A 26,520-nucleotide genomic window follows, 5' to 3' on the forward strand; every position below is an offset into this window, starting at 1 on the left:
ACCGTCAGGAGATGCTGACGGCGACGTCGTAGCGATCGGCTGGGGACTGGCCGTTCCAGTGGTCGGCGTGCGTCCAGTCGGGCTGCTTGGTCCGGTGCTCGGTGTCGATCTCCGCTCGACCCTCGTCGTCGAACCCGGTGATCGGCGCGATGAGGACCGGCTCGCTGCTGATGGCGTCGGTCGCCTGTTCGAGCGACTGGTACGCGCAGCGGTCGAGGATGCTGGCCACGACGCGTTCGTGCTGGCGTGCGAGATCGCATCGGGCGCCCTCGGGAACTCGGGCGAGGACGGGCCGGATGGCGTCGACCTCGGTTGACGACGCAGTGCCCTTTCGGACCTTGTCGAGCATGTCGGCGACGTCGAGGCCGTCCTGCTTGCACGGCGTGCACTGTCCGCACGATTCGATCGCGAGGAACCGGGAGACGCCGTGGGCGACGGCGATCGGGTCGGTCGCGGTGGAGAAGACCAGGAATCCGCCGGTCCCGAGACCCGACCCCCGGTCGCCCATCGCTTCGTACGTCGTCGGCGTGTCGAGTTCGTCGGCGGTGAGCACGCCGTTGGCGATGCCGGAGAGCACGAAGGCGATCTCGCCTTCGATCACGTCGCCACCCAGTTCGGTGATGATGTCGCGCACCGGCGTGCCGAGCGGGAACTCACCGACGCCCGATCGTTCGGTGTCACCGGAGACCGTGAAGACGCTGGTTCCGGGTGACTCGTCGGTGCCGAGCATGCGGAACCATCGGTCGCCGTTCTGCACGATCCCGGGCACGTGGGCGAGGGTCTCGACGTTGTTGACGAGCGTCGGGGGAGCGTCGCCGCCCTCCGGTCCGGCCAGGTGGACGCGGCCCGCTCCGGACTGGCCGGCGCCTTCGTCGACGACCTCGGTGGCGCCGTGGCGATAGGGAGGCGCGATGCGTGGGAAGGGAGGCCGTCCGGAGGTCACCTCGAGCAGTGCCGTCTCCTCGCCGAGCAGATAGTGCGCCGGTCCGGTGACGATCTCGATGTCGACACCCGCGAGCGCACCGCTCCCGCGGAGTTCGTCCCGGGCATCACGTAGACGGGTGGTCTCCTCGACGAACCGTTCCTTGGTCGTGACCACGATCGATCGTGCACCAACCGCGTGTGCGGCGATGAGCGCACCCTCGAGCACGCGGTAGGGGTTGGCTCGGAGGATGGCGCGGTCGCCGAAGGTGCCCGGCTCGCCCTCGGCGGCGTTGACCACGACGGTCGGAGCGATCGGACTGCTGACGCTGTTGTCCGCGACGGTGCGCCACTTGACGCCCGTGGGGAACCCGGCTCCACCACGACCTCGCAGGCCGGCGTCGCGGATGATGTCGATCACGACGGCAGGATCGGTCGCGCGTGCCGTTTCCAGGGCGCTCAGTCCTCCGCTGGCAGCGTGCTCGGCGAGGGTGGCGACGGGGATGCGGTCCAGGACGCGACGGTTGGGCATGCCTGGTCCATACCCGACGACGACGACGGACATTCGTGGCGGTTCTCAGCGGCTCCGGAGCAGATCGGGGACCTCGGCGATCGAGTCGATCGTGGCGAACCGTGGGTCGGTGTCGGCATCGGCGACCGCCTCGTGGGCCCAGAGGAACTCGTACGGGACGTGGATCGCCGACGCACCCAACTCGAGGAGTGGGAGGACGTCGGATCGGACGCTGTTGCCGATCATGCAGAACCGCTCGGGATCGACGTCGTGGCGCTCGAGCACGCTGCGGTAGGTGGCGGGATCCTTCTCCGACACGATCTCGACGCCGTCGAAACGGTCGGCGATGCCCGAAGCCGCCAACTTCGACTCCTGGTGCCACAGGTCGCCCTTCGTGATGACGATCAGGCGATGGCCGTCGGCGCGCAGGCGATCGATCGTCGTCTCCACGTCGGGCAACAGGTCGACCGGGTGCTCGAGCATCTCCTTGCCGAACGACAAGATGGTGGCGATGTCCTCGGCGGGGATCGCCCCATCGGTGATCTCGATGGCGGTCTCGATCAGGGAGAGCGTGAAGCCCTTCGCCCCGTAGCCGAACAGCCGCAGGTTGCGGGTCTCGGTGGCGAGCATCCGGGACTCGAGGTCGTCGAACGACACGTCGACGTGGGCCGACAGGAGTTCGTGGTACCGCTGATGGGCCTCGTGGAAGCGGTTCTCCGAGTGCCAGAGGGTGTCGTCGGCGTCGATGCCGACCGTGTCGGTGCGTGAGTAGTCGGGGGGCGTCGCAGTCACCCGAACATGGTGCCCGTTCCGGTCTGCAACGGGAGATCGAGTACCGACAGCAGTCCGGGCTCGGCCGCCTGCACCGCGGGGATGGCGTTGAGGACGCGACCGACGGTGGACACGAGGTTGCCGGTGTTGTGGTCGCCGTCTTCGCCGTGGGCCGCGACATCGACGGTCATCGAGGGGTTGCCCTCGATCACGACCCGGTAGCAACCCGATCCCACGGGCTGCGGCCACTCGGGCATCTGTTCGTCGGCCAGTCGGGTGACGTGTTCGAGGATGACGCGAGCCTTCCCGTAGACCATGCCACGGACCTCGAACCGGAGCGCTCCGGCCGTGCCCTCGGCGACGGTGCCGGCGTCGACCTCGATGTCGCGCTCCGCGGGCACGCGTTCGTACCACTCCTCGATGTCGTCGAGTTCGACGCCGAGGCCCGCGGCCACGACGCGCACGACGGGTCCCCAGGCGTGGGTGAGGATCCCCGGAAGGAGGAGCAGCGGGGTCTCGTCCATGGGCTTGCCGAAGCCCATGGTGTCGAAGAGCACGCTCGCGGCGTCGTAGGTGGCGTAGTTGACGACCTCCATCATGCGGATCGAGTCGATGCGTTCGCAGGTGCCGGCCAGCATCAGCGGCAGGAGGTCGTTGGCCCAGCCGGGGTCGACCCCGTTGGTGAACATCGACGTGTTGCCCGCCTTGCATGCGGCGTCGAGCATGGCGACCATCGCCTGGTCGGCGGCCGGTGGGTAGAGGAGGGGCACGATCGACGTCGACACGACGTCGAGGCCGGCCTCGAGGCACCGGGCCATGTCGGCGGCGGCCTCGCCGGGACGGATGTCGGCGCTGGCGAAGTAGGCGCAGACCTCCGGACGCTCGCCCTCGGGCAGGTCGAGCAGCGGGCCGACGTCGTCGGTACAGGCCACGCCGACCGGGCCGAGGCCGATCAGCTCGCCAGCGTCGACACCCACCTTCGCCGGCGACGAGACGACCACTCCGACCAACTCGAAGTCGGGGCGGGCGATGACGGTGTGGAGACCGAGACGGCCGACGTTGCCGGTGCCCCAGACGATGATGCGAGTGGTCATGGACGTCAGCTTGGCAGAATCTGACGCGCCGTCAGATCGCGACGTCGGTCACGTCTTCTTCTTGCGAGCGCCCGGCCGCAGGAACACGAATGCGGGGATGGCGAGCGCCACCGCCCAGACGAGCCAGATCCCGATTCCGCCGCCGGGTGGCGGCTCGACCGAGAACTGGAACGACCCGGTGCTCTGGCCGTCGCCGTCATCGGACTGCACGCTCCACTCGACCGTGTGGACGCCTTCGGCCAGCGGCTTGACCGGCACGGTGACGACGGAGTCCCGACGCGAGATCACCGCGTCGCCGATCACGAGTTCCTCGCCGTCAGGGCCATGGACGTCGATGATCACCGGGCCGTCCGGGTCGAAGGCGATGAAGGTCATCGACAGCTCGTCGGTGCCGGTCGGGGCGACGCCGTCTGCTTCGGGATCCGATTCGCGGATCTCCGCGTGGGCGCCAGCAGGCGTCGCCGGCGCGAGGACGGCGAAGAGGACGGCGAGCACGAGGAGGACGCGGCGCATCCGACGATTCTGGCAGTACGTTCACCGGCCATGGACTTCCGGCTTCCCGACCACCTGACCACGCTCCTCGGTGAGCTCGACCAGTTCATCGACGACGTCATCGCCCCACTGCAGGCGACCGACGACAACGAACGCTTCTTCGACCACCGCCGTGAGGACGCCCGCACCGACTGGGAGCGTGACGGGCTCCCGAACGAGGAGTGGGAGGCGCTCCTCGGTCAGATGCGCCGCCTCGCCGACGACGCCGGCTTCCTGCGCTACCACCTCCCCGAACGGTTCGGTGGACGTGGTGGCTCCAACTTCGACATGGCGGTCATCCGCGAGCACCTGGCGGCGAAGGGGCTGGGTCTGTTCAACGACCTCCAGAACGAGACGTCGATCGTGGGCAACTTCCCGACGGTGTTGATGATGGAGAAGTACGGATCCGAGGCCCAGCAGGAGCAGTGGATCCCCAAGATGCTCGCGGGCGAGGCCCGCATCGGCTTCGGGCTCACCGAGCCCAACCACGGGTCGGACGCGACGTGGATGGAGACGGTGGCGGTCCGCGACGGTGACGAGTGGGTCATCAACGGCGAGAAGATGTGGAACACGGGCGTCCACGTCGCCACCCACGACTACGTCTTCGCCCGGACCAGCGGCGACGACGGCTCGTCGCAGGGCATCTCCTGCTTCATCGTCCCCATGGACACGCCCGGCGTCCAGATCGAGGAGTACTACTGGACGTTCAACATGCCCACCGACCACGCCCGGGTGTCGTTCACCGACGTGCGGGTCTCGGGTGAGGACCTGCTGGGTCCGCTCGACAACGGGCTCCAGGTGGCACAGCTCTTCGTGCACGAGAACCGCATCCGCCAGGCGGCGTCGTCACTCGGCGCAGCGCAGTACTGCATCGACACGGCGGCCGAGTACGCCAAGAACCGTCGCGTGTTCGGCAAGTCGCTGGCGTCGAACCAGGGCATCCAGTTCCCGCTCGCCGAGTTGCACACCGAGGCGGCGATGCTCCGGGCACTCATCCGCCAGACCGCGTGGGAGATGGACAACGTCGACCACGGGATGGAGATCTCCGAGAAGGTCGCCATGTGCAACTACCGCGGCAACCGCCTGTGCTGTGACGCCGCCGACCGAGCCATGCAGACCTGTGGTGGCATGGGCTACTCGCGCCACATGCAGTTCGAGCACATCTACCGGCACCACCGCCGCTACCGGATCACCGAGGGCGCCGAGGAGATCCAGATCCGTCGCGTCGCCGGCCATCTGTTCGGCTTCACCGGCGCCGGCCAGGGCTCCACCGCCCGCTGACACCCCGAAAATCCCGTTGCTGGCTCACACCTGCTGAGAGCCAGGAACGAGATTTTGGTTAGAGGGGGTGGCCGCGGCGGTTGGGTGGGACCGTCGTCGGGGGCTGCTTGCGCGGCGGCAACTCGAGGAGGAGCGTCTGGGCCGAGGCGGTGATCTCGGCCACGGCCTTGGCGAAGGGTTCCTCGGTGTTCGACGTCGGGTGGCGGATACCGCTGACCTTGCGGACGAACTGACGGGCGGCGGCTTCGATCTCGTCCGGCGTCGCCGCCGGTTCGAGGCCCCGGAGCGTGGTGATGGATCGGCACATGTGGCAGAACCTATTGAGCGGCGAGCCACTCCTGCTCGGCGATGCCGGTCGGCGTCGACGGGGGACCGTCGGTGAAGGGCCAGATCTCCTCGGAGATGCGACGCCAATTGCGGGTGGCGTGCATGTCGCCCATCAGGGCGTAGAGACCGAGGTTGATGCGCTGGACGATCACGAACGACGGAGGGACGTTGGCCGCCTTCATGATCTCGCCGTACGGGCCCGAGGCGTCGAAGAACCGACGGACCGACTCCGACCCGTATTCCGGCGTCATCGTCTTCTCCTCGTCGGCCAGCACCCACTCGTAGAAGTGGCCGAAGTACTCGACGACGAGGTCCTCGTCGAACTCGGCGTCGGCGGGGAGCAGTCCGATCTCGTCGAGCGTGGCCCGGAACGAGACGACGTCGCCGTCGAACACGAACGAGCGGAGCATCGACGAGAAGACTTCGACCTCGTCGTCGGTGAAGCGCTTGACGAGTCCGTAGTCGAGGAACACGACGTGGCCGCCGGGTCGGAAGAGGTAGTTGCCCGGGTGCGGGTCGCCGTTGAACGCCTGGAGTCCATACATGCTCCGGAAGACGAATCGGAAGAGGGTCTCGGCCGCCAGGTCGCGCTCGTCCTGTGACCACTGCAGCATCTCGTCGAAGCGCACGCCGTCGGCGAGTTCGGTGGTGAGGACCCGCCTGGTCGACAGTTCGTCGATGACCTCGGGTACGTCGATGAACGGGTGGTCGCGGTAGGCGTCGGCGAAGAAGCGTTGATTGTCGGCCTCGAGGCGGTAGTCGAGTTCCTCGACGAGGCGCTCACGGAGCTCTTCGACGACCGGACCGGAGTCGAGGCCGGGGAACAACATGGCCAATCCGCCGAAGAGCAGGTTGGCGCTGCCGAGGTCGGACTCGATGGCTTCGTCGACGCCGGGGTACTGCACCTTCACGGCGACGGCGACGCCGTCCTTGGTCATGGCTCGGTGGACCTGGCCGATCGACGCCGAGGCAATCGGGACCGGATCCCACTCGGCGAACACGACATCGGGAGGAGCGCCGAGTTCGGCCTCGACGACCCCTGCCGCGAGCTCTGCGCTCATCGGAGGAGCATCGGACTGGAGTTGGGCGAGGGCCTCGCGGACGTGGGGCGGCATCCCGGCGTCGAGGTAGCTGGCCATCTGGCCCAGCTTCATCATCGCCCCCTTCATGTTGCCGAGGCTCTCGGCGATGTGGGCAGCGGTCTTCATCTCGAACTCGGTGTCGAGCGACTCGCGCCGTTCGGCGTCGGCGAAGACCCGTCGGGCCCGATGGAGTGCATACGTCCCGCCGGCTCGACCACCGATCTTGGCGACCTGCGCCGATCGCGCCACGCCGGAACTCATCGTCGACGTCGAGAGACCCGATGATCCGCGGTCTCGCCCGCGGAGCGTGGTCGTACCGACCCAGGCGGCCGCGCCGAGACCGATGGTGAGTGCGAGCCCTCGCTTCAGACGCATTCGCGGAGGCTAGAGAACGGGCAGACTCGCCGACGATGTCGGTCCTCCTCGCCCTCGGGTCAGCGATCACCTTCGGGATCGCCGACTTCCTCGGCGGCCTCGCAGCGCGGCGTACGGCGGCGTGGTCGGTCGTGATCGGCTCACAATTCTTCGGCGGGCTCCTGCTCGTGGTCCTCCTGCCGGTGCTGCCGCCGGCGACGATCGAGACTCGAGACCTGCTGTGGGGTGCCGCCGCCGGAGTGGCTGGTGCCGTCGGGCTCACGCAGTTCTTCCGAGCGCTGGCGCTCGGTGCCATGTCGGTCGTCGCTCCGGTGTCGGCCGTCGTCTCGGGTGCCGTACCGGTCATGGCCGGGGTCGGCTTCGGCGAGCGTCCGAGCGCGCTGGCATGGGCGGGCATCGTCCTGGCGCTCCCTGCCATCGCGTGCATCGCCCGCGAACACGTCGATGTCGTCGAACGCGTGCGGGCCGACGTGTTGGTATCGGCCGTGGCCGGCGGTTTCGGGTTCGGGATGTTCTTCGTCCTGATCGACCGCACCGCCTCGACCGCCGGCATCCAGCCGCTGATCAGCGCCCGGACCACGTCGGTCCTGCTCCTGGGGATCCTCGGACTGGTGACCGGCCGTCTCGAGGCCGTGCGTGGCCGCCTCCTCGGGATGATCGCCCTGTCGGGAGTGCTCGACATGGGCGCCAACGTGTTGTTCCTCTACTCGGTCCGCGAGGGACTGCTGGCGCTGGGATCGGTCATCTCGGCCATGTACCCCGCCAGCACGCTGGTGCTCGCCCGCACGGTGTTGGGCGAACGGCTCCAGCGGATCCAGGTCGTCGGGTTGGGCATGGCCGGCGTCGCTGTGGGGCTCGTCGCGCTCGGCTGACAGAACGTATGGTCCGGTCCATGACGGGCGAACTTCCTCTGCTGACCACGTCGCAGATGGCCACCTTCGTGGCCCGCGGCTTCCTTCCGCTCCCGGGGATCATCCCTGAGGAGATCAACCAGGCAGCCATCGCCGAGCTCGGTCAGATCATGGCCACGTGGGGATCTCCCGACCGACCGTACGCGCCGTCGACGGGCCAGCATCTGGCCGACATCTATCCCGACGGGTCGGCGATCGGTGACGTGTTGCGCCACCCGATCGTCGCCGGCGCCATCCAGTCGTTGGTCGGTGCCGACCCGGTGTTCGACCACGACTTCGTCCACCACAAGCCTGCGGGCGATCCGCTCGGCCAGTACCTGCACCAGGACGCCATGGTCGACCCGTCGTTGGCGTTCGACCTCCAGGTCTTCTACTTCCCGCACGAGGTGCTCCCCGGTGGCGGCGGTACCGGGTTCGTTCCCGGAACGCACCTGCGCCGGGTGCACGAGACCGACGTCGGCCGGTACGTGCACATGGCCGGCGAACGGCAGTGGGAGGGCCCTGCGGGATCGATCCTGCTCTTCCACCAGGGCATGTGGCATCGGGGCATGCCCAACCCGTCGGACCGCGACCGACTCATGTACAAGATCCGTCTCAACCCAACGGCGCCCCAGGTGCGGCTGTGGGACACCAGCGATCTCGACGGCATGCAGAACGGCGCCGAGGACCACGTCTTCGCCCGCTTCCGATCCGACTCGGTCGCAGGAATCCTGCGTCACCGCGAGCGTTGGTTGGGTGAGGCCGACTATCGCCTCGAGCTGGCGAACCGCGCCGCGTTGTGGCGCTATCTCACCGGTGACGACGGTTTCGACGTCGACTACTACCTCACCCGCACCGAGGTCCGAGAGGCGATCGTCTGATGGACTCCACCACCCAGCGCCAGCAGGTGCTCTTCCTCTACCTCGAACACTCCAACCTCGACGGCCGTGTCGTGGCGTGGACGTTCCACGACGGCGCCGGAGCGTGCTCGGACCTCGAGGGCTCGCCGCCGTATGTCTCGGGCACTGCGGCGCTGCGCGACGGATGGCGCCTGCTGCAGGCGTCGCCCGTGCCCGTGCGTCTTCCCGGTGCCGAGCGGGTCACCGGGCGACTCGAGCACGAGTTCGTCTTCGAGCGCCTCGTCCCCGCCCCCTGACGCACCCCCGGACACACCCCTGATCTGGTTCTGGGTGCGCGATCGGTACTCCACGGATCCCGATCGCGCACCCAGAACGAGTCACCAGCCGAGGTAGTCGGGGTCGCGACGTTCGACGAACGACTGGACGCCCTCGTTGGCGTCGTGGGTCGACATGTTGCGCTCCTGTGCCGACGCCTCGTCCCGGAACGCGGTGGCGCGGTCGACGTCGAGGCTGCTGTTGACGAGTCGCTTGGCGAGCGAGATCGCAACGGTGGGCGAGGCGGCGAGCCGTGCAGCGAGCGCGTCGACCTCGGCCTCGAGTCGGTCGGCGGGAACGACCCGGTTGACGAGGCCGAGCGTCGCGGCGTCTGCCGCCGGGAGGTCGTCGCCGAGGAAGAACAGTTCCTTCGTCTTCTGGATGCCGATGATGCGTGGCAGCAGCCAGGCCCCGGCGCCGTCGGGCACCAGCCCCCGTCGCACGAAGATCTCGACGAACTTGGCGTGCTCGGCCGCGACGACCATGTCGCAGCAGAACGCGAGGTGCGCGCCGATCCCGGCGGCGGTGCCGTTGACCGCGGCGACGACGGGCTTCTCGCAGTCGAGGACGGCGGCCATGAGTCGCTGCGCTCCCTCCTGGATCACGCGTGCGATCTGGCCCACCGGCCGGTCGGGCGCGCCCTCGGGCTTCGGTGGCATCGGTCGGCTGGCGCGGAGATCGGCGCCGGTGCAGAAGTGCCGCTGACCCGCCGCGCCCAGGACGACCACCCGGATGTCGAGGCGACCCGACGCTTCCTCGAGCGAGGCGATGACGCCGTCGCGTTGGTCGGGCGTGATCGAGTTCGCGGCGTCGGCACGGTTCAGCGTGATCCGCCGGACGCCGTCGCGATCGTCGATGAGGAGGTCGGGGCCAGTCGGTGCATCGGTCACGGGGCCGAGGGTAATCACTCCCCGTCGGTGATCTGACACTGCGTCAGATCACGCGGTGTCGGGCGTCAGCGTGGAAGCATGGGCCGATGCGCGCACTGGTCACCGGAGCATCCGGATTCCTCGGGAGTCGACTGGTCTGGCAACTCCGCGCCCACGGCCACGAGGTCGTCGTGCTCCTGCGTCCGACGAGCGATCGAGCGCGCATCGCCGAGGCCGGCCCGGACGTCGCGCTCGGCGACATCACCGACCCGGCGTCGCTCCGGGTGGCGATGCGCGACGTCGACGCGGTCTTCCACACAGCCGCGCAGTACGAGATGGGGGCGAAGGACCCGACGTCGCTGGAACGCGTCAACGTCGACGGCAGTCGCAACGTCTTCGGTGCTGCGGGAGAAGCGGGCATCCCGACCATCTACGTCTCGTCGGTCGCGGCGCTCGGTCCTACCGGCGCGACGCCCGAGGGTGAGGACCACTGGTCGGACGACGAGCCCGTCTCGCACTACCAACGGACCAAGCGCGAAGCGCACCTGCTGGCGCGCCGGTTCCAGGACGAGGGGGTCGACGTCCGCATCGGGTCGCCCGGCGGCATCTACGGGCCCACCGACACGTCGACGCTCGGGCGCCTGATCAAGCTGTACATGACGGTGCCGATGCCGGTCGTGGCGTTCCGTGACGCGATCCAGTCGACGGTGCACGTCGACGACTGCGCCGACGGCCTCCTGCGGATGCTCGAACACGGCGAACCGAACGGCGAGTACGTGCTGTGCGCAGAGTCGGTGACGATGAAGGAGTGGATCTCGGCGATGATGCGGGCCGCCGACAAGCCCGAGCCGCTCTTCTACGTGGCCGACCAACACGTCGCTCGCATCGGCCGTTATGTCGAATGGCTGATCCATGCATTCGACGGCCCGCACGAGTTGATCCACGAGTACATCGCCACCGCGGTCAACAGCTTCGCCTACTCCGGACAGAAGGCCCGCGACGAGTTGGGGTGGAACCCTCGCCCGCTCGACCACGGGCTACGCCAGATGGCTGCCGCCTTCGGTCGCTAGGAGGCGCTCGACCGCCGCGGAAGCGGCGAAGAATCCCGACCCCCGGACCAGGAGTGCAGCACCGATGGACATGGCCACGTCACCGATCGAACTGCCGTCCGGAACGCTGGACCTGTACGACTCCGGCGGGGACGGGCCGCCGATCGTGTTCGGTCACGGCTTGGTGATGGACCACACGCAGTGGCGCTCGGTCATCGCCGAGTTGGCGTCGGAGTTCCGGTGCGTGGTGCCGGTGCTGCCGCTCGGCGGTCACCGCAGGGCGATGGCGCCCGACGCCGATCTGACGATGCGCGCCAACGCGCTCCGGATCGCAGAGGTCATCGACGAGATGGGTCTGCCACCGGTGGTCCTGGTGGCGAACGACTGGGGTGGCCCGCAGATCACGGCGGTGGAGCGTCCCGACCTCGTGGCCGGCCTCGTCCTCACGCCGGAGGAGGCGTTCGACAACTACCCACCGGGTCTGCCGGGAGCGTTCGCTGCGCTGTCGTGCCGCATCCCCGGTGGGCTGTCACTGGCGGCTCGTTCGCTGCGGATCCCGGGGTTCCAGCGGCTCCCGATGACCTTCGGGCGCATGACCCGGCGCCCGATCCCGACCGACATGCTCCGTGGATGGACCGAGGGTCTGCTCCGCGATGCCGGCGTCCGCGACGACGTCCGCCGCTACGTCGCGACCACGCCCAAGGGGTGCCTGGTCGAAGCTGCCGAGGCGCTCCGTCAATTCGACCGGCCGACGACGGTCGTGTGGAGCACCGACGACCGGACGATGCCGCGCCGCCACGGTCAGATGCTCGCCGACCTGATCCCGGACGCCACGCTCGTCGAGGTCGACGACTGTTCGGTGTTGATGCCGCTCGACCAGCCGAGCCTGCTCGCCGGACACATCCGTGAGCTCGGCCGTCGGGTTCACCTCACGCAGTGAGCGTGCTGAGGTCGGCGCGGCGGTCGGCCCAGGGGAGTGCCGACTCGAGCTGCGACGCAACCCGCAACAGCAGCGATTCGTCGAAGGGTGGTGCCACGACCTGCGCCCCGATCGGCAGACCGGAGTCCTCGGCGATGTGGACGGGGAGCGAGATCGCCGGGAGCCCGTTGAGGTTGAACATCGAGGTGAACAGCACCGATGCCAGGACGGTCATCGAGATGTCGGCGGGCGCCGAGGTGATCTCGGCGAGGATCTGACCGGCCGGAGCGGGCTGGATCGGCATCGTCGGTGTCACGAGGACGTCGAAGTCCCGGCCCCACTGGACGTTGACGTCGCGGGTCCACAACTGCAGGGATCGGATGCCCTCGGCGTAGACGAGGCTGCTGATCTGCGCCGCGGCGTCGTAGCTGGCCCGGTTGCTCTTCTGGACCTCGTCCCAGTCGACCGGGTTCGACGCGAGGCCGGCACCCACGACCTCGCCGAAGTGCGCGGCGAACCGGTCGATGTGGGCGTCGAAGTCCACGTCGACGATCTCGTGTCCGGCGTCGGCGAGCGCTCGCACCGTCTTGTCGACGGCTGCGGCACAGGCGGGGTCCGTCTGGACCGACATCGCTGCCGCCGTGGTGAAGGCGACGCGCAGTCGGCCCGGGTCCTGGCCGACCTCGTCGGCGAACGGGCGAGCGGGCGGCGGAGCGTTGTACCAGGAGAGCGGATCGAACCGCGACATGGCGTCGAGGGCGGCGGCGGTGTCGGCCACCGTGTGGCTGACGACGCCCTGGGTCGACGCACCCTCCCAGGCGAACGTCCGGTCGGTCACCCGGCCGCGTGCCGGCTTGAGACCGACGAGACCGGTGCACGTCGCGGGGATGCGGATCGAGCCGCCGCCGTCACTGGCGTGCCCGATCGTGAACATGTCGCCGGCCACCGCGGCCGACGCGCCGCCCGACGAGCCACCAGAGGTGTGGTCGGTGTTCCAGGGGTTACGGGTGATGCCGTATCGCTCGTTCTCCGTGGCGGTGACGCTGCCGAACTCCGGGGAGTTCGACCGGCCGCAGAGCACGAAGCCGGCCTCGACCAGGCGCTCGACAGGCAACGAGGTCTTCGACACCGGCTCGGTCGAGGCGCCGTTCGAGCCGTAGGTGTTGGGCCATCCGTCGACGTCGTAGAGGTCCTTGATCGGGATCGGAACGCCGAAGAACGGCGGCAGGTCGTCGGTGCCGTCGGCCGCGATCCGGTCGGTCGCCGCCTTGGCCCGGGCGCGAGCGTCGTCCTCGTCGAGCCAGATGATGGCGTTCAAGGCGGGGTTGCGCTGCTCGATGGCGGCGAGCGACTCCTCCATCGCCTCGGTCGGCGAGAGGTCCCCTCGGCGGATGGCGGCGGCGAGGTCGAGTGCAGAGGCGTGTTCCATGGGCGGAACGTAGCCCCGTCTGCTCACGTCCGCGTGAGCAACCGCCGGACGAGGTCGTCGCGCACCTCGTCGGGTGCACTCTCGGTCCGTTGCGCGAGCACGAGCCGACGGATCGCCAGCTCCGGTCGCACGACGCGGAGCCCTTCGACCGGCCCGAGGCCGGCGAGGGGGAGCACCGTCCAACCGATGCCCAGCAGCACCATCTCGCGCAGCACTTCCGGTTGGTGCGACTCGGCGACGACGTCGAAGGTCGACCCGACCGACGCGAGCGCGTCGGCGATCACCGTCCGTGAGTGCGATCCCTCGGGGAAGGTGACCCACGGACCCCAGTCGGCCGGCCGGGTCGACGTCGAGTCCGCCGGGGCGAGCACGGCGAGCGGGTCGTCGAGCACCGGTGAGAGTCCGATGCCCGGTGGGATCTCCGGCGGCTGCACGCACCCGACGAGGTCGAGTTCGGCGCGCTCGAGCGCTCGGAGCAGCGTGCCCGACGGTCCGACGGTCAAGCGGAGCTCGACGTCGGGTCGGTCGTCGCGGTAGGCCCGGAGCACGTCGCGGAAGTGATGCGTCGCCGCCGCGTCGATGAGCCCGAGACGGATCGTCCCCGTCGAGCCACCTCGCCGCTGTTCGAGCCAACGGGCGAGGTCCTGCGTGGCGGCCACGGTCCGTTCGGCGTAGCGGAGCACCTCGGGATGATCGGACGAAGGGACCCGCCGTCGGCCGTCGCGTTCGAACAGCGAGATGCCCAGGCGGCGTTCGAGTTCGGCGACGCCCTGGGAGAGCGCCGAGGGGCTGACCCCGACCTGTGCCGCCGCATCAGCCCACGTGTCCGATCGCTCGATGGCGACCAGGTACTCGAGCTGTTGGGTCGTCACCTGCAGATTCGCAACAGGACGGAGTGGGGGCACCTGTCGCAGCATAGTTCAGTGATGCTGAAGTGACCTTGCGCCGAACGCGGAGATCCTTATGATCGCACCATGCCCTCAACACCGACCGCACGTGACATCGCATCCGCCGACGGCAAGCTCGGCGTCCTGCTCCCCGGCCTCGGCGCCGTGGCCTCGACCTTCATCGCCGGCGTCCTCGCTGCCCGCGCCTCGGGCGAGGCACCCATCGGCTCGCTCAGCCAGATGGCCCACATCCGTCTCGGCGAGCGTTCGGAGAACCGGAACCCGCTGATCAAGGACTTCGTCCCTCTCGCCGACCTCAACGACCTGGTGTTCGGCGCCTGGGACCCCATCAGCGCCAACGCTCTCGAGGCCGCCCGGACCGCCGGCGTGCTCGAGGAACGCGACATCGCCGCCGTCTCGGCCGAGATGGAGGGCGTCGTGGCCATGGACGCCGTGTTCGACCAGGATTGGGTGAAGCGCCTCGACGGCCATCGCATCAAGACCGGCGACACCAAGATGGATCTGGCCGAGCAGCTCATGGCCGACATCGAGAACTTCCGCACCGAGAACGACTGCAGCCGTCTGGTCATGGTCTGGTGCGCCTCGACCGAGGCGTACCGCGACGTCACCGCCGTGCACCAGAGCGTCGAGGCGTTCGAGCAGGGCCTGCGCGACAACGACCCGATGATCAGCCCGAGCCAGATCTACGCGTACGCCGCGATCATGTCGAAGGTGCCCTACGCCAACGGCGCCCCCAACCTCAGCTGCGACCTCCCGTGCATGCTCGAGCTGGCCGCACGTGAGGGCGTGCCGATCGGTGGCAAGGACTTCAAGACCGGCCAGACCCTGATGAAGACGATCCTGGCGCCCGGGTTCAAGAGCCGCATGCTCGGCCTGCGCGGCTGGTACTCGACCAACATCCTCGGCAACCGCGACGGCGAGGTCCTCGACGATCCGGAGAACTTCAAGTCGAAGGAGGTCTCGAAGCTCGGCGTGATCGACACGATCCTCCAGCCCGACGCCTACCCGGCCCTCTACGGCAACGTCGACCACGTCGTGCGGATCAACTACTACCCGCCCCGCGGCGACAACAAGGAGGGTTGGGACAACATCGACATCTTCGGGTGGATGGGGTACCCGATGCAGATCAAGGTCAACTTCCTCTGCCGCGACTCGATCCTCGCAGCACCGCTGGTCCTCGATCTCGCGCTCTTCTTCGACCTGGCAGCACGCGCCGGCGAGTCGGGTGTGCAGGAGTGGATGAGCTTCTACTTCAAGGCCCCGATGGTGCAGGACGACTCGCTCAACCCCGAGCACGACATCTTCATCCAGCAGATCAAGCTCAAGAACACGCTCCGCGTGTGGATGGGCGAGGAGCCCGTCACCCACACAGAGATGTGACGCCGTGGGGCAAGATGCCCCGGTGGAGCAACACGACATCACCGTCTCGAGCCGCGACGCCGACGTGCTGCGGGGCGCACTCGACCGATGGATCCAGACTCGCCGACCGGGAGCGGAGATCACATCGTTCGAGCGCCCCGACGGCAACGGCATGTCGAGCGAGACGCTGCTCTTCGACGCGCGTTGGGACGGCGTGGACCACCCGTTGGTCGCCCGCGTCGCTCCCGCCGACGTCGACGTCCCGGTCTTCCGGACCTACGACCTCGACATGCAGTTCCGGGTGATGCAACTGGTCGCAGAACGCTCGGACACCCCGGTGCCCGAATGCCTGTGGAACGAGCCGGACGACTCGGTCATCGGCTCGCCGTTCTTCGTGATGCGTCGCGTCGACGGGCGCGTGCCCCGTGACAACCTGCCGTACACGTTCGAGGGTTGGCTCCTGGAGGCCAGCCCGGTGGAACGCATGGCGATGCAGGACGACACCGTGTGGGCGGTCGCCGGCATCCACGGCGTCGATCTCGACGGCATCGACACCCGCTTCCTCGGTCACGATCCCGATGGCCCCTCGGCGCTCCGCCAACATGTCGACGAATGGCGTGACTACTACGAGTGGCTCGGGCTCGACGAGCCGATCCCGGTCGTCGACGAGGCCTTCGCCTGGATCGAGGCCAACTGGCCGGCCGACGACGGCGGCACGCCGGCACTGAGCTGGGGCGATTCGCGGATCGGCAACGTGATGTACGACGGCTTCCGTCCGGCGGCGGTGCTCGACTGGGAGATGGCGTCGATCGCCCCCCGAGGCGCCGACCTGGGCTGGATGAGCTACATGCACGACTTCTTCCAGGACGTCGCCGAACAGATGGGCTTGCCGGGCATCGCCGGCTTCATGCGCATGGAGGACCTGGTCGAGACGTATGAAGCCCGGACAGGGATCACCGTCGCCGACCCGCACTTCTGGAAGGTCTGGGCGGCCGTCCGCTACGGGTTGATCATGGCGCGGATCCATCAGCGTCAGGTCACCTTCGGTGAGGTCGAACCCAGCGACGACCCGGAAGCCGGCGTGATGCACCGCGACTGGCTGCGGTCCATGCTGGACGTGTGACGCGCGAGGCTGTCGCTGTGACCGACGATCCCACGACGCCCGAATCCGATGATGCCGACCTCGTCCCGCAGACGCTGGTGGGGATCTCGTTCCCCGACGTGTTCCGCGCGCAGGAGTTCCTGACCGCGCTCCAGGGCATGGCGTCGAGGAAGCAGTTGGTCCTCGAGGATGCGGTGCTCCTGGCCAAGGGCGATGACGGCAAGACCCATGTGCGCGAGACGATCGACCCGCAGCCGGGTCAGTCGGCCCTGTCGGGCGGGATGTGGACGGGCCTGTTCGGTCTCGTCCTCGGTGGTCCCGTCGGCTGGGTCGCCGGGGCGGCCATCGGTGCCGGCGCCGGAGCGCTCACGGCGAAGATCGTCGACATCGGCATCTCCGACGAGTGGGTGACGTGGTTCCGCGAGGCCGTGAAGCCCGGTACCGCGACGATCGCGATGCTCGCGAGCGAGATCGTCGAGGACGCGCTCGTGGCCGAGGTGCACCGCTTCGCCGGCGCCGAGTTGGTCTACGCCAACTTCGACGACGAGATGATGGGCCGACTGAAGAAGGCGCTCGACATCACCGACCACCTGCGCCGCTGAGTCTCAGACCTCGCGGCAGAACTGCGCGATGCTCGCCGCAGTTTCTCGGCTGATCTCCGGGCAACAGATGGCGAAGATCTCGGTGCCATGCACGGTGCCCATCACCTGGCGACAGCGGGCGCTCACCCCAGCGCGCAGCAGGAGTCGGTAGAACTCGATGCCCTCGTCGCGGAGCGGGTCGCACTCGTTGACGCTGATCACCGTGGGGACCAGACCGTCGACGTCGGCCTCGGTCGCGAACCCCGGCCAGGCGAGCGGGTTCCCGGCCTCGAACGCCTCGATCCCGTATCCCATCCGTCCCCGGTTGTCGTGGAGGTCGAGGAGGATTCCGTTGTTCTCGATCGATGACGGGTAGCGGTCCTGGGGCCACTCGCCGGCGATGTACGGGCAGAGCGCGTAGAGACCGCGCACCAGGCCCATGTCGCCGTCGTGCTTCAGCTTCAAACCCGTGGCGAGGGTGAGGTTGCCCCCGCCGCTCTCGCCCGAGACGATGACTCGCTCCGGATCGATGCCGAGCGTGCCGGCGTTGTCGATCGTCCACTTGAGGCCGGACACGCAGTCGTTCAAGCCGGCGGGGAACGGTTCGACCTCGGGGGCGGACGAGGGGTCGATGCAGTTGCGGAAGTCGACCATCGCCACGGCCACTCCCTGGGCGGCGATGATCTTGCCCCACGCCCGATACATGCCGTCGAAGGCCGAGAACGAGGCCATGCCGCCGCCGTGGATGTAGTACACGCACGGCAGGATCTCGTCGACGTCGGGGCGGATGAACTGGATCTTGACGGTGTTGCCGTCGGGGTCCGACGTGAACTCGTGCGTCGAGACCGACAGACCGGTGGACGGAGCGACGTCCTCGTTGTCGACGAGGTCGAGCATGCCCTTCATCGCTTCTCGAGTGGCGACGGCTTCGTCGGTGTTGGCCTCCTTCAGCATCATCTCGCGTGACGGGGCGTCGCCCTGCGCGGTGTCCGGGAAGTCGCCCATCACAGCCTTGATCCGTGGATCGATGCGCGGGTCGTCGGTCAGCTTGCTCATGATGGCCCCCTGGTTCGTGGTCAGACGAACGACGCTACGCCAGCACGAGCATCGGTGTTCGTGGGATGCTCGGTCCATGGGACTTGCCATGAGCGTCGACGAACGAGAGAAGTTCCTTGCCGATCTGCACGTGGGGGTCATCGCCGTCGAACGCGCCGGAGGCCCTCCGCTGGCCGTGCCGATCTGGTACGACTACCAGCCCGGCGGCGATCTGTGGGTCCTGACGACCGCGGACTCGGTCAAGGGGCGCCTGTTGCAGGCCGCGATGCGCTTCAGCCTCGTCGCCCAGGTCGAGGAACCGCCGTTCTACCGGTACGTGAGCGTCGAGGGTCCGATCGTCTCGGTGAAGGCGGCCGACGTCGAAGCGGACAGCCGACCGATGGCCCACCGCTACTTCGGCCCGGACATGGGCGACACCTACGTCGACTCGTCGGACGATCAGGCGCTCAAGTTCACCATGCGTCCAGAACGCTGGTGGTCGGTCGACTACTCGAAGCTGGGCTGACGGAACTGCGCGAAGTCCGGATCGCGCTTCTCCATGAAGGCGGTCACGGCCTCGATGTTCTCCGGCGACATCGCGAGGTCCATCATCCCCGCCATCTCCCGACCCACCGCAGCGACGACCTCGTCGTGGCGGGAGGCGAGCATGGTCCGCTTGGTCGCCTGGAGCGCCGACACCGGCCACCTCGCGAGGTCGCGGGCGCGTGCGACGGTGGCGTCCAACAACGACTCGCTGGGGTACAGCGCCGTCGCCAGTCCGTGGGCGACTGCGGCCTCGCCGTCGATCCACTCGGCGGCCAGGAGGAGTTCGCCGGCCCGACGACTGCCGACCACACGTTCGAGCAACACGCTCGCCGCGCCTTCGGGGACGAGTCCGAGCGAGACGAACGGGAATCGCATCCGCAGAGACGTACCCACGTGGACGACGTCGCAGTGGAGCGGGAGCGTCGCTCCGATCCCGATCGCCGCGCCGTCGACGGCGGCGAGCAGCGGCTTGTCGAACGGGATGAGCGAGTGCATGAACGCCTCGTAGTCCGAGGTGAAGCCGTCGGCGCGTTCCTTCTGCTCACCGAAGGCCGACAGGTCGACGCCTGCGGAGAAGTCGCCACCGGCACCTGTGATCACGACGGCAGCGACCCGGCCGTCGAGTCGAGCATCGTCGAGCGCCGCGGCGGCGGCATCCCACTGGTCGCCGTCGAAGGCGTTCTTGCGCTCGGGTCGATCGAGGGTGACGACGAGCACGCCGTGGTCGTCGAGGTCGGTGCGGACGGTCATCGCGTCTCCGGGGAGTCGTCTCGATAGGGGCAGTGACGGCACAGCGAGTCGCAGCAGTGGCCACGGTCGAGCAGGTACTGCGCGGTGAAGACCTGGTAACCGGTGGCGGGGTCGACGTAGGACGGCGCTCCGGTTGCCACCGCTCGGTCGTGTCGCATGCGGATCTCGTCGCTGGTCACGAGAAGTCGACCGGCACGGCGGCGAGGCTCCGTCGATCGATCTTCTGCATCGGCGTCAGTGGCAGTTCGTCGACGAGATGGATCGCTTCCGGGAACTTGTAGGTCGCGATGCGATCCCGGAGATGGGAGCGCAGGTCGTCGAGGGTGGGCGGCGCGCTCGGATCGGCAGCGACGACGTGGGCGACACCACGCTCGCCGAGCACGTCGTCCGGTGCGGCGACGACGGCGACGTCGACGATCGCGGGATGATCCGCCAGCGCGGACTCGACCTCCATGGGATACACGTTGTAACCGCCCCGGATGTACATCTCCTTGCTCCGCCCCGCAAGACGCAGGAGCCCGCGGTCGTCGATGAACCCGAGGTCCCCGGAGTGCAGCCACCGGTCACGGATGGTGGTCGCGGTGGTCTCCTCGTCGTCCCAGTAGCGGTCCATGACAGCGTCGGACCGTAGGCAGACCTCGCCGATCTCGCCGTGGGGGAGTTCCTCGCCGTCGGCACGGATCGACAGCTCGACACCGGCCCGGGGGCGACCGACCGTGTGGAGCGCTTCCTCGTCGTCGGCATCGAAGGCCGTGCCGGTTCCACAACCCCCGCACTCCGTCGACGAGTAGCGGATGGAGTATGGGGCCCCGAACACGTCCCGTGCCTCCGCCACGAGGGCCGGCGACGACGCTCCGCCGCCCATGATGATCGACTGGACACAGGTGAAGTCGAGCGTCCTCGCCTCGGGTGCACGGACCATGAGCGCCACCTGCGGGGCGACGCCCCCGATGCTGGCGATCCGGTGTTCGTCGACGAGGCGGAGGACGTCGCCGGCGTTCCACTTGTCGAGCATGTGGATGGTCGAGCCGAGTCGCAGATACCAGGGGAGCTTGGTCATGAACCCCACGTGGGCGAACTGGGTCGCGGCGATCATGTGCCCGCCGCCGCCCCAACGGCTCTGGACGTCGATCTCGGTGACGGCAGCGAGTTGCTTCTCGGTGAAGACGGCACCCTTTGGGAGGCCGGTGGTGCCCGACGTGAAGACGATCGCGACGTCGCGGCCGGGGTCCGGGTGCACCGGTTCGGGCGTCGGCGCGTCCGAGTCGCGCAGGGCCTGCACATCGTCGTGCCCGTGCACGGTGAGCGCCGGCGAGACCATGGCGACCATCGCGTCCTGCTCGGCGACCGCGAGCTTCGGGTTGATTCCCGCAGTGATCGCGCCGATCCGTGCTGCGGCCAGGTAGGCGAGCACGTAGTCGATGTCCGAACGCATCCGAAGCGCGACGACGTCGCCCTCACCGAGGCCGCGTTGCGCCATCCCCGCAGCGACGCGTCCGGCCGCCTGATCGAGTTCTTCGTAGGTCGTCGTCGTGCCGTCGGGCGCGACGAACGCTGCGACCTCGCCGAAACGTCGGGCGGCTTCGGAGACGACGCCGGGGAGCATCCTCGAGGTCAGGAGTCGAGATCGAGGTGGAGCATCTTGATGGCGTTGCCCCGGACGATCTTGTTCACGACCGGCTGCGGGAGATGAGCCATCAGTTCCTCGGCGACCTTCTTGGTGTGCGGCCACGTCGAGTCGGTGTGCGGGTAGTCGGTCTCGAAGGTGACGTTGTCCTCGCCGATGATGTCGAGGCAGTCGAGGCCGTGCTTGTCGCGGAAGAAGCAGCCGTAGATCTGGCGGTGCCAGTACGTGGAGGGTGGCTCGGGGATGAGGTCGGCGACGCCGCCCCAGGCTCGGTGCTCTTCCCAGACGTCGTCGACGCGCTCGAGGATGTAGGGGAGCCAGCCGATCTGCCCCTCGGAGTAGGCGAGCTTCAGGTCGGGGTGCTTCACGAGCACGCCGGAGAACAAGAAGTCGCACAGCGACGCCATGGCGTTGTTGAAGCTGAGCGAGACGGCGACGGCCGGCGGTGCGTCGGTGCTGGTCGAGGGCATCTGCGACGACGAACCGATGTGCATGTTGATCGTCGTCTGCGTCTCTTCACAGGCCTGGAAGAACGGCTCCCAGTCGCCGGAGTGGATCGACGGCAGCCCGAGCTTGGCGGGGATCTCGCTGAAGCAGACGGCGTGGACGCCGCGTGCGGCGTTGCGGCGCACCTCGGCCGCCGCGAGTTCGGCATCCCACAGGGGCACGATGACCAGCGGGATCAGACGCCCGCCCGAGTCGCCGCACCATTCGTCGACCATCCAGTCGTTGTACGCCTGGACGCAGAGCAGCCCGAGGTCCTTGTCCTTGCCCTCGCTGAACGTCTGGCCGCAGAAGCGGGGGAACGTGGGGAAGCACAGCGATGCCTCGACATGGTTCATGTCCATGTCCTCGAGGCGGGCCTTGGGGTCGTAGCAGCCGTCGCGCATCTCGTCGTACGTGATGGGCGATGCGGTCATCTCGTCGCGGCTGAAGCCGACGGCGGCGATGTGGCGGCGGTGGGGGACGACGAGGTCCTCGTAGAGCCAGACGTCGCACGGGTCGCCGTCGTCGCTCCAGTCGAGCTCGTAGGTCTGGCCGGCCACGTACTTCATCCCGGCGAGCCCGCGACGCTCGACGCGCGGGCCGACGTCTCGGTACTTCGCGGGGAGGCGGTCCTGCCACACGTGGGGTGGTTCGACGACGTGGTCGTCGACGCTGATGATGCGTGGGATCTCCGATTGCGGGGCCACGATGCTCCTCGTGCGAAATCTGCCTGGCTCGCCAAGAATCTGACGGTGTGTCAGATCCTACCTGACGCTCTGTCAGATACCCTCGCCGACCGTGCCTCTCGACCTCTCCACGCTCGTCGATCCCGCCCACACGGCGGTCGTGACCCAGGAGTTGCAGGGCGGCGTCGTGGGGGACGAGTCGGCGTTGCCCGAACTCGCCGCCGCCGCCGCTCCGGTGATCCCCGCGGTCCATCGGCTGGTCGTGGCGGCTCGTGCGGCGGGCGTCCCGGTGATCCACTGCCTGGCCGAGCGCCGAGCGGACGGGCTGGGGTCGAACGAGAACGCCCGGCTCTTCAAGGGCGTGCAGAAGTCGCCGGTGAAGCTCCTGCCGAACTCGTCGGCGTCGGCCCTCGTGCCGGAGATCGGCGTCGAGGAGACCGACCTGGTGTTGACCCGGCTCCACGGCCTCGGCCCCATGGCCGGCACCGACCTCGACCCGATCCTGCGCAATCTCGGGGTGACCACCATCGTCGGTGTCGGGGTGTCGGTGAACGTCGGCATGACCAACTTCGTCATGGACGGCGTCAACAGTGGGTACCAGTTCGTGCTGCCGCGAGACGGCGTCGCCGGGGTGCCCGCGGCCTACGCCGACGCCGTGATCGACAACACGCTCTCCCTGCTGGCGACGATCACGACGGTCGACGACGTGTGTGCAGCATGGTCCGATGGCGGATCGGCATGAGGTCGATCCTGACGCTCCGTCAGTACGCTGCGAACCATGGCTGACGCCCCGGTGGACCCCAACGACGTCGACGACGACGAACTGCGCGCCGCAGATGGCCGGGTTCCCGGCCGCCGCGGTCTCGCCACTCGCCAGCGGTTGCTCGAGCACACCGAGGCGATGCTCCGTGAGTCGTCCTACCGCGAGCTGAAGGTCATCGACATCGCCCGCGAGGCGGGCACCTCGCCGGCCACCTTCTACCAGTACTTCCCCGACGTCGAGGAGGCCATCCTCGTGCTGGCCACCGAGGCGGCACACAACGGCGCGGCGCTCACCGAGATCGCCACCGCCGGTCCGTGGACCGGCACCGCGGGGTATGACACCGCGGTCCGGCTGGTCGAGGCATTCTTCGACTTCTGGGGTTCGCACTCGTCGGTGCTGCGAGTGGTCGACCTGGCCACCGCGCAGGGCGACGATCGCTTCCGACAGGTGCGGGTGCGTCTCCTGAACGAGATCGCCACCGCACTCGCCCAGGTCAACCGCCACTTCATCACCAAGGGGAAGGTCCCGGCCGGCCTCGATCCGATGGCGCAGGCGGGTGTGGTCGTCTCGATGCTCGCCCACGTCTCGGACCATCAGATGGGCTTCGAGTTCTGGGGCATCAAGACCAAGGACATCAAGTCCTCGATGGCCCGGCAGGTGTTCTGGACGATCACCGGCCAGAAGCCGCCAGCGCCGTGATGCACGACCTCCACGGCCAGGTCGCAGTGGTGACCGGCGGCAACGGCGGCATCGGTCTCGGCTTCGCCGAGGGCATCGCTGCGGCCGGCGCCGACGTCGCGGTCTGGGCTCGCAACGCCGACAAGTCGGCCGACGCCGTCGCCCAGTTGGCGGCGATGGGCGTGCGGGCCGAAGCGATCGCCTGCGACGTCGCCGACGAGGAGTCGGTGGCTGCAGCGGTCCGCGACACGGTCGAGCGCCTGGGGCGCATCGACATCTGCGTCGCCAACGCCGGCACGAGTGGACTCGGCGCGTTGCAGGATCTCTCGCTCGCCGAGTGGCGACGGGTGATGTCGGTCAACCTCGACGGCGCGTTCTTGACCTTGCGTGACTGTGCACGTCAGATGATCGAGCAGGGCGACGGTGGGGCCATGGTGGCGATCTCGTCGACCTCGGCCGTGCACGGTGCGCCTGCCAACCCCCACTACGCCACGTCGAAGACGGCGCTCCTCGGCCTGGTCCGCTCTGCCGCGGTCGGCCTCGCCCGTCACAAGATCCGGGTCAACGCCGTGCTCCCCGGATGGACTCGTACCGAGATGGCCGAGGGCGGCTACCAGAACGACGCCTTCCGCGAGGTCACGACCAAGCGGACCCCGGTGCGACGGTGGGCGAGCGGCGAGGACTATCGCCCGCTCGCCGCCTATCTGTGCGACCGGTCGATCGATTTCCACACCGGCGACACCGTCACCTTCGACGGGGGCTACACGGTCTTCTAGATCCAGGGGGAAGCATGGGACTACTCGAGGGGCGCGTCGCGCTCGTGGCCGGCGTGGGGCCCGGGCTCGGAAGGGAGATCGCGCTCGCCTACGCACGAGAGGGCGCCGACGTGGTGTTGTGCGCCCGCAAGACCGAGCAGTCGGAGGAGGTCGCCTCGATGGTCCGCGATCTCGGGCGGCGTGCCGAGGTCGCTGCGGTCGACGTCACCGATCGTGCCGCCTGCGATGCTGCGGTCGCCGTGGCGGTCGAGCGGCTTGGCGGGCTCCACATCCTGGTGAACAACGCATTCCACGGCGGTGACTTCGCCAAGTTCGAGGACGCCGAACTTCGTCGCTGGTCGCGGACGATGGACGTCAACTTCTTCGGCGCACTGACGATGACGCAGGCCGCCCTGCCCGCCCTCAAGGAAGCGGGCGACGGGCGAGTGGTGATGATCAACACCATGTCGTCGACCAACAACATCGAGAAGGCCTACGGCGCCTATGCCGCGTCGAAGGGCGCTCTGGCGACGGCCACCCGAACGCTCGCCATGGAGCTCGGCGAACACGGGATCCGGGTCAACGCCGTGCACCCCGGCTACATCTGGGGTCCCAACGTCGAGATCTACTTCGACATGCAGGCCGCAGAACGAGGCGTCACGTCGCGGGAGATCTACGACGAGGTCGCGGCGAAGACCGCACTCGGGTACCTCGCCCCGGCGGCGGAGATCGCCGGTGCAGCGGTCTTCTTCGCCTCGGACCTCGCCCGGCCGATCACCGGCCAGGCGATCGGTGTCGACGCGGGGCAGTGGATCTGATGATCCGCCTCACCGCGCTGCTGCACCGGAACCCTGCGCTGACGCACGAGGAGTTCCTCGATCACTGGCACAACGTCCACGGTCCGTTGATCCGCGAGACGCCGGAGCTGGCCCGCCACATCATCCGCTACGAGCAGCACCCCGGCACCGACGACCGTGGCGCCGGCAGTGGCCACGACGGCGTCGCGATGCAGTGGCTCGAGTCGATCGACGCCCTGTTCGCGTTCATCTCCGAGCCGGCCTACGCCGAGAAGCTGGCGCCGGACGAACAGCATCTGCTCGACATGAGTCGGGTGCAGGTGATCTTCACCGAGGAACCCCGGGTCGTCATCGACGGGCCAGTAGACGGCGGGACCCGCTGATGGGACTGCTCGACGGCCGGAAGGCGCTCGTCACCGGTGGTGGCTCGGGCATCGGCGCGGCGGCGTGTCGACGGTTCGTCGAGGAGGGCGCGACGGTGGTCGTGCTCGATCGCAACGAGGACGCTGCCCGCCAGGTCGCCGCGGCGCTCGACGCCCATGTCATCCCGTGCGACGTCGCCGACCGAGAGGCGTTGTCGAACGCCGTGGAGGAGGCGGTCGACGTGATGGACGGCCTCACCACGTTGTTCAACAACGCGGGGTTCGGGATGCTCAAGACGCTCCACGAGTACTCCGACGACGAGTGGGACCGACTGCTGGCGGTGAACCTCACGGCCACCTTCGTCGCCATCCGGGCGGCCGTACCGCACCTGCGCGCCGCTGCGGGTCGAGGGGTCTCGGCGTCGATCATCAACAACGTCGGCGGCGTCGGGGTCCGGCCCACCCGCGGCGAGGCGCCCTACTCGGCAGCCAAGGCCGGGATGATCGCGCTCACCAAGTCGGCTGCGGTCGAGTACGCGCCCGACATCCGCGTCAACGTGGTCTCGCCGACGTTCGCCGAGACACCGATGACGGCACCGCTGCTCGCCGACCCCGGTCTACGCGCCGACGTCGAGAGTCGGATCCCGTTCGGTCGCGTCGGTACGGCGGACGAGGTCGCCGACGCCGCGGTGTTCCTCGCCTCGGACCTCGCCCGCTACGTCACGGGACTCGAACTCGTGGTCGACGGCGGCGCCCAGTTGGTGAGCGCCCAGGCCGACCACCTGCTCAAGGCCTTCCTCGACACCTGAACCCGATTCTCGACGTCATCGTCGTCGGGGGCCGACGCTGAAGGCGTCGAGT

30 protein-coding genes are annotated in these 26,520 nt (G+C 68.5%); 16 read left to right on the forward strand and 14 right to left on the reverse strand.

Translation table 11 applies throughout. The features are described 5' to 3' along the window. Window positions 1-4: 4 nt before the first annotated feature. The 4 genes from AB8619_RS04280 to AB8619_RS04295 are packed head-to-tail and all read right to left on the reverse strand — an operon-like array spanning window position 5 to window position 3,810. Window positions 5-1,453 (reverse strand): NADH-ubiquinone oxidoreductase-F iron-sulfur binding region domain-containing protein, encoded by a 1,449-nt coding sequence (locus tag AB8619_RS04280; protein ID WP_436795220.1) that lies wholly within the window; start codon window positions 1,451-1,453, stop codon window positions 5-7. A 45-nt stretch (window positions 1,454-1,498) separates the two neighbouring features. Further along, entirely contained in the window at window positions 1,499-2,224 is a 726-nt protein-coding gene (locus AB8619_RS04285; protein ID WP_436795221.1) for an HAD family hydrolase, read from the reverse strand. Further along, window positions 2,221-3,297 carry an NAD(P)H-dependent amine dehydrogenase family protein gene (locus AB8619_RS04290; RefSeq protein WP_436795222.1) on the reverse strand — a complete coding sequence of 359 codons (1,077 nt, stop codon included), beginning with the start codon at window positions 3,295-3,297 and terminating at the stop codon, window positions 2,221-2,223. Before AB8619_RS04290 ends, AB8619_RS04285 begins: the two co-directional genes overlap by 4 nt. Before the next feature lie 48 nt (window positions 3,298-3,345). After that, window positions 3,346-3,810: a copper resistance CopC family protein gene (locus tag AB8619_RS04295; RefSeq protein ID WP_436795223.1), complete on the reverse strand. Its 465-nt coding sequence runs from the start codon at window positions 3,808-3,810 to the stop codon at window positions 3,346-3,348. Window positions 3,811-3,840: 30 nt separating this feature from the next. On the opposite strand from AB8619_RS04295, the gene AB8619_RS04300 reads away from it, so the two are divergent. Continuing rightward, window positions 3,841-5,109, forward strand: a complete 1,269-nt coding sequence (locus tag AB8619_RS04300; RefSeq protein WP_436795224.1) for an acyl-CoA dehydrogenase family protein — start codon at window positions 3,841-3,843, stop codon at window positions 5,107-5,109. 58 nt (window positions 5,110-5,167) lie between these two features. Here AB8619_RS04300 and AB8619_RS04305 read toward each other — a convergent pair whose 3' ends face one another. Both AB8619_RS04305 and AB8619_RS04310 read right to left on the reverse strand, forming a co-directional pair. Next, on the reverse strand, window positions 5,168-5,416 hold the full coding sequence (locus AB8619_RS04305) for a DUF2277 domain-containing protein (protein ID WP_436795225.1): 249 nt from the start codon (window positions 5,414-5,416) through the stop codon (window positions 5,168-5,170). A 10-nt stretch (window positions 5,417-5,426) separates the two neighbouring features. Further along, a complete protein-coding gene (locus AB8619_RS04310; RefSeq protein WP_436795226.1) occupies window positions 5,427-6,893 on the reverse strand; it encodes an ABC1 kinase family protein in 1,467 nt (488 codons plus the stop codon). A 35-nt stretch (window positions 6,894-6,928) separates the two neighbouring features. Here AB8619_RS04310 and AB8619_RS04315 point away from each other — a divergent pair, with 35 nt between their 5' ends. The 3 genes from AB8619_RS04315 to AB8619_RS04325 are packed head-to-tail and all read left to right on the forward strand — an operon-like array spanning window position 6,929 to window position 8,939. Next, window positions 6,929-7,765, forward strand: coding sequence for an EamA family transporter (locus AB8619_RS04315; RefSeq protein WP_436795227.1), 837 nt, complete (start codon window positions 6,929-6,931; stop codon window positions 7,763-7,765). Window positions 7,766-7,785: 20 nt separating this feature from the next. Next, a complete protein-coding gene (locus AB8619_RS04320; protein WP_436795228.1) occupies window positions 7,786-8,664 on the forward strand; it encodes a phytanoyl-CoA dioxygenase family protein in 879 nt (292 codons plus the stop codon). Further along, on the forward strand, window positions 8,664-8,939 hold the full coding sequence (locus AB8619_RS04325) for a hypothetical protein (protein ID WP_436795229.1): 276 nt from the start codon (window positions 8,664-8,666) through the stop codon (window positions 8,937-8,939). The genes AB8619_RS04320 and AB8619_RS04325 overlap by 1 nt, the downstream gene beginning before the upstream one ends. Window positions 8,940-9,020: 81 nt before the next feature. Here the strand turns inward: AB8619_RS04325 and AB8619_RS04330 are convergent, their stop codons facing one another. Next, entirely contained in the window at window positions 9,021-9,848 is an 828-nt protein-coding gene (locus tag AB8619_RS04330; RefSeq protein WP_436795230.1) for an enoyl-CoA hydratase/isomerase family protein, read from the reverse strand. An 86-nt stretch (window positions 9,849-9,934) separates the two neighbouring features. Between AB8619_RS04330 and AB8619_RS04335 the strand changes: the two genes are divergently transcribed. Both AB8619_RS04335 and AB8619_RS04340 read left to right on the forward strand, forming a co-directional pair. Then, window positions 9,935-10,897, forward strand: a complete 963-nt coding sequence (locus tag AB8619_RS04335; RefSeq protein WP_436795231.1) for an NAD-dependent epimerase/dehydratase family protein — start codon at window positions 9,935-9,937, stop codon at window positions 10,895-10,897. Between the two features lie 70 nt (window positions 10,898-10,967). After that, window positions 10,968-11,816, forward strand: coding sequence for an alpha/beta fold hydrolase (locus AB8619_RS04340; RefSeq protein WP_436795232.1), 849 nt, complete (start codon window positions 10,968-10,970; stop codon window positions 11,814-11,816). Here AB8619_RS04340 and AB8619_RS04345 read toward each other — a convergent pair. Both AB8619_RS04345 and AB8619_RS04350 read right to left on the reverse strand, forming a co-directional pair. Next, window positions 11,806-13,224, reverse strand: a complete 1,419-nt coding sequence (locus AB8619_RS04345; protein ID WP_436795233.1) for an amidase — start codon at window positions 13,222-13,224, stop codon at window positions 11,806-11,808. The two genes, AB8619_RS04340 and AB8619_RS04345, sit on opposite strands and share 11 nt — an antisense overlap. A gap of 23 nt (window positions 13,225-13,247) precedes the next feature. Then, window positions 13,248-14,096, reverse strand: a complete 849-nt coding sequence (locus AB8619_RS04350) for a LysR family transcriptional regulator (RefSeq protein ID WP_436795234.1) — start codon at window positions 14,094-14,096, stop codon at window positions 13,248-13,250. A 102-nt stretch (window positions 14,097-14,198) separates the two neighbouring features. On the opposite strand from AB8619_RS04350, the gene AB8619_RS04355 reads away from it, so the two are divergent. From AB8619_RS04355 to AB8619_RS04365, 3 genes are read left to right on the forward strand one after another with little or no spacing between them, the layout of a single operon-like run. Next, complete coding sequence (locus tag AB8619_RS04355; protein ID WP_436795235.1) at window positions 14,199-15,512, forward strand: inositol-3-phosphate synthase; 1,314 nt, start codon at window positions 14,199-14,201, stop codon at window positions 15,510-15,512. Window positions 15,513-15,534: 22 nt separating this feature from the next. Then, window positions 15,535-16,614, forward strand: a complete 1,080-nt coding sequence (locus AB8619_RS04360; protein ID WP_436795236.1) for a phosphotransferase family protein — start codon at window positions 15,535-15,537, stop codon at window positions 16,612-16,614. Between the two features lie 17 nt (window positions 16,615-16,631). Further along, window positions 16,632-17,195: a DUF1269 domain-containing protein gene (locus AB8619_RS04365; protein ID WP_436795237.1), complete on the forward strand. Its 564-nt coding sequence runs from the start codon at window positions 16,632-16,634 to the stop codon at window positions 17,193-17,195. Window positions 17,196-17,198: 3 nt separating this feature from the next. Here the strand turns inward: AB8619_RS04365 and AB8619_RS04370 are convergent, their stop codons facing one another. Next, window positions 17,199-18,230 carry an alpha/beta hydrolase gene (locus AB8619_RS04370; RefSeq protein WP_436795238.1) on the reverse strand — a complete coding sequence of 344 codons (1,032 nt, stop codon included), beginning with the start codon at window positions 18,228-18,230 and terminating at the stop codon, window positions 17,199-17,201. An 88-nt stretch (window positions 18,231-18,318) separates the two neighbouring features. On the opposite strand from AB8619_RS04370, the gene AB8619_RS04375 reads away from it, so the two are divergent. Continuing rightward, a complete protein-coding gene (locus tag AB8619_RS04375) occupies window positions 18,319-18,735 on the forward strand; it encodes a pyridoxamine 5'-phosphate oxidase family protein (protein ID WP_436795239.1) in 417 nt (138 codons plus the stop codon). On the opposite strand, the gene AB8619_RS04380 is transcribed toward AB8619_RS04375, so the two are convergent. Genes AB8619_RS04380 through AB8619_RS04395 form a run of 4 tightly spaced genes read right to left on the reverse strand, consistent with a single transcriptional unit; the run spans window position 18,717 to window position 22,325 of the window. Next, window positions 18,717-19,505, reverse strand: a complete 789-nt coding sequence (locus AB8619_RS04380; protein WP_436795240.1) for an enoyl-CoA hydratase-related protein — start codon at window positions 19,503-19,505, stop codon at window positions 18,717-18,719. The genes AB8619_RS04375 and AB8619_RS04380 overlap by 19 nt on opposite strands. Continuing rightward, window positions 19,502-19,663, reverse strand: coding sequence for a DUF5522 domain-containing protein (locus AB8619_RS04385; protein WP_436795241.1), 162 nt, complete (start codon window positions 19,661-19,663; stop codon window positions 19,502-19,504). The genes AB8619_RS04380 and AB8619_RS04385 overlap by 4 nt, the downstream gene beginning before the upstream one ends. A gap of 17 nt (window positions 19,664-19,680) precedes the next feature. Next, a complete protein-coding gene (locus AB8619_RS04390) occupies window positions 19,681-21,111 on the reverse strand; it encodes a class I adenylate-forming enzyme family protein (protein ID WP_436795242.1) in 1,431 nt (476 codons plus the stop codon). 8 nt (window positions 21,112-21,119) lie between these two features. Beyond that, on the reverse strand, window positions 21,120-22,325 hold the full coding sequence (locus tag AB8619_RS04395; RefSeq protein WP_436795243.1) for an amidohydrolase family protein: 1,206 nt from the start codon (window positions 22,323-22,325) through the stop codon (window positions 21,120-21,122). Window positions 22,326-22,416: 91 nt separating this feature from the next. Here AB8619_RS04395 and AB8619_RS04400 point away from each other — a divergent pair, with 91 nt between their 5' ends. Genes AB8619_RS04400 through AB8619_RS04425 form a run of 6 tightly spaced genes read left to right on the forward strand, consistent with a single transcriptional unit; the run spans window position 22,417 to window position 26,468 of the window. Continuing rightward, a complete protein-coding gene (locus AB8619_RS04400) occupies window positions 22,417-23,046 on the forward strand; it encodes an isochorismatase family protein (protein WP_436795244.1) in 630 nt (209 codons plus the stop codon). Between the two features lie 36 nt (window positions 23,047-23,082). Continuing rightward, window positions 23,083-23,766: a TetR family transcriptional regulator gene (locus tag AB8619_RS04405; RefSeq protein WP_436795245.1), complete on the forward strand. Its 684-nt coding sequence runs from the start codon at window positions 23,083-23,085 to the stop codon at window positions 23,764-23,766. After that, window positions 23,766-24,521 (forward strand): SDR family NAD(P)-dependent oxidoreductase, encoded by a 756-nt coding sequence (locus tag AB8619_RS04410; RefSeq protein WP_436796344.1) that lies wholly within the window; start codon window positions 23,766-23,768, stop codon window positions 24,519-24,521. The genes AB8619_RS04405 and AB8619_RS04410 overlap by 1 nt, the downstream gene beginning before the upstream one ends. 14 nt (window positions 24,522-24,535) lie before the next feature. Next, complete coding sequence (locus tag AB8619_RS04415; protein ID WP_436795246.1) at window positions 24,536-25,318, forward strand: SDR family oxidoreductase; 783 nt, start codon at window positions 24,536-24,538, stop codon at window positions 25,316-25,318. After that, window positions 25,318-25,680, forward strand: a complete 363-nt coding sequence (locus AB8619_RS04420) for an EthD domain-containing protein (RefSeq protein ID WP_436795247.1) — start codon at window positions 25,318-25,320, stop codon at window positions 25,678-25,680. Before AB8619_RS04415 ends, AB8619_RS04420 begins: the two co-directional genes overlap by 1 nt. After that, entirely contained in the window at window positions 25,680-26,468 is a 789-nt protein-coding gene (locus tag AB8619_RS04425) for an SDR family NAD(P)-dependent oxidoreductase (RefSeq protein WP_436795248.1), read from the forward strand. The genes AB8619_RS04420 and AB8619_RS04425 overlap by 1 nt, the downstream gene beginning before the upstream one ends. Window positions 26,469-26,520: the final 52 nt, after the last annotated feature.

This window comes from Actinospongiicola halichondriae (assembly GCF_049103745.1).
In the GTDB taxonomy this organism is placed as follows: Bacteria; Actinomycetota; Acidimicrobiia; order Acidimicrobiales; family Salinilacustritrichaceae; genus Salinilacustrithrix; species Salinilacustrithrix halichondriae.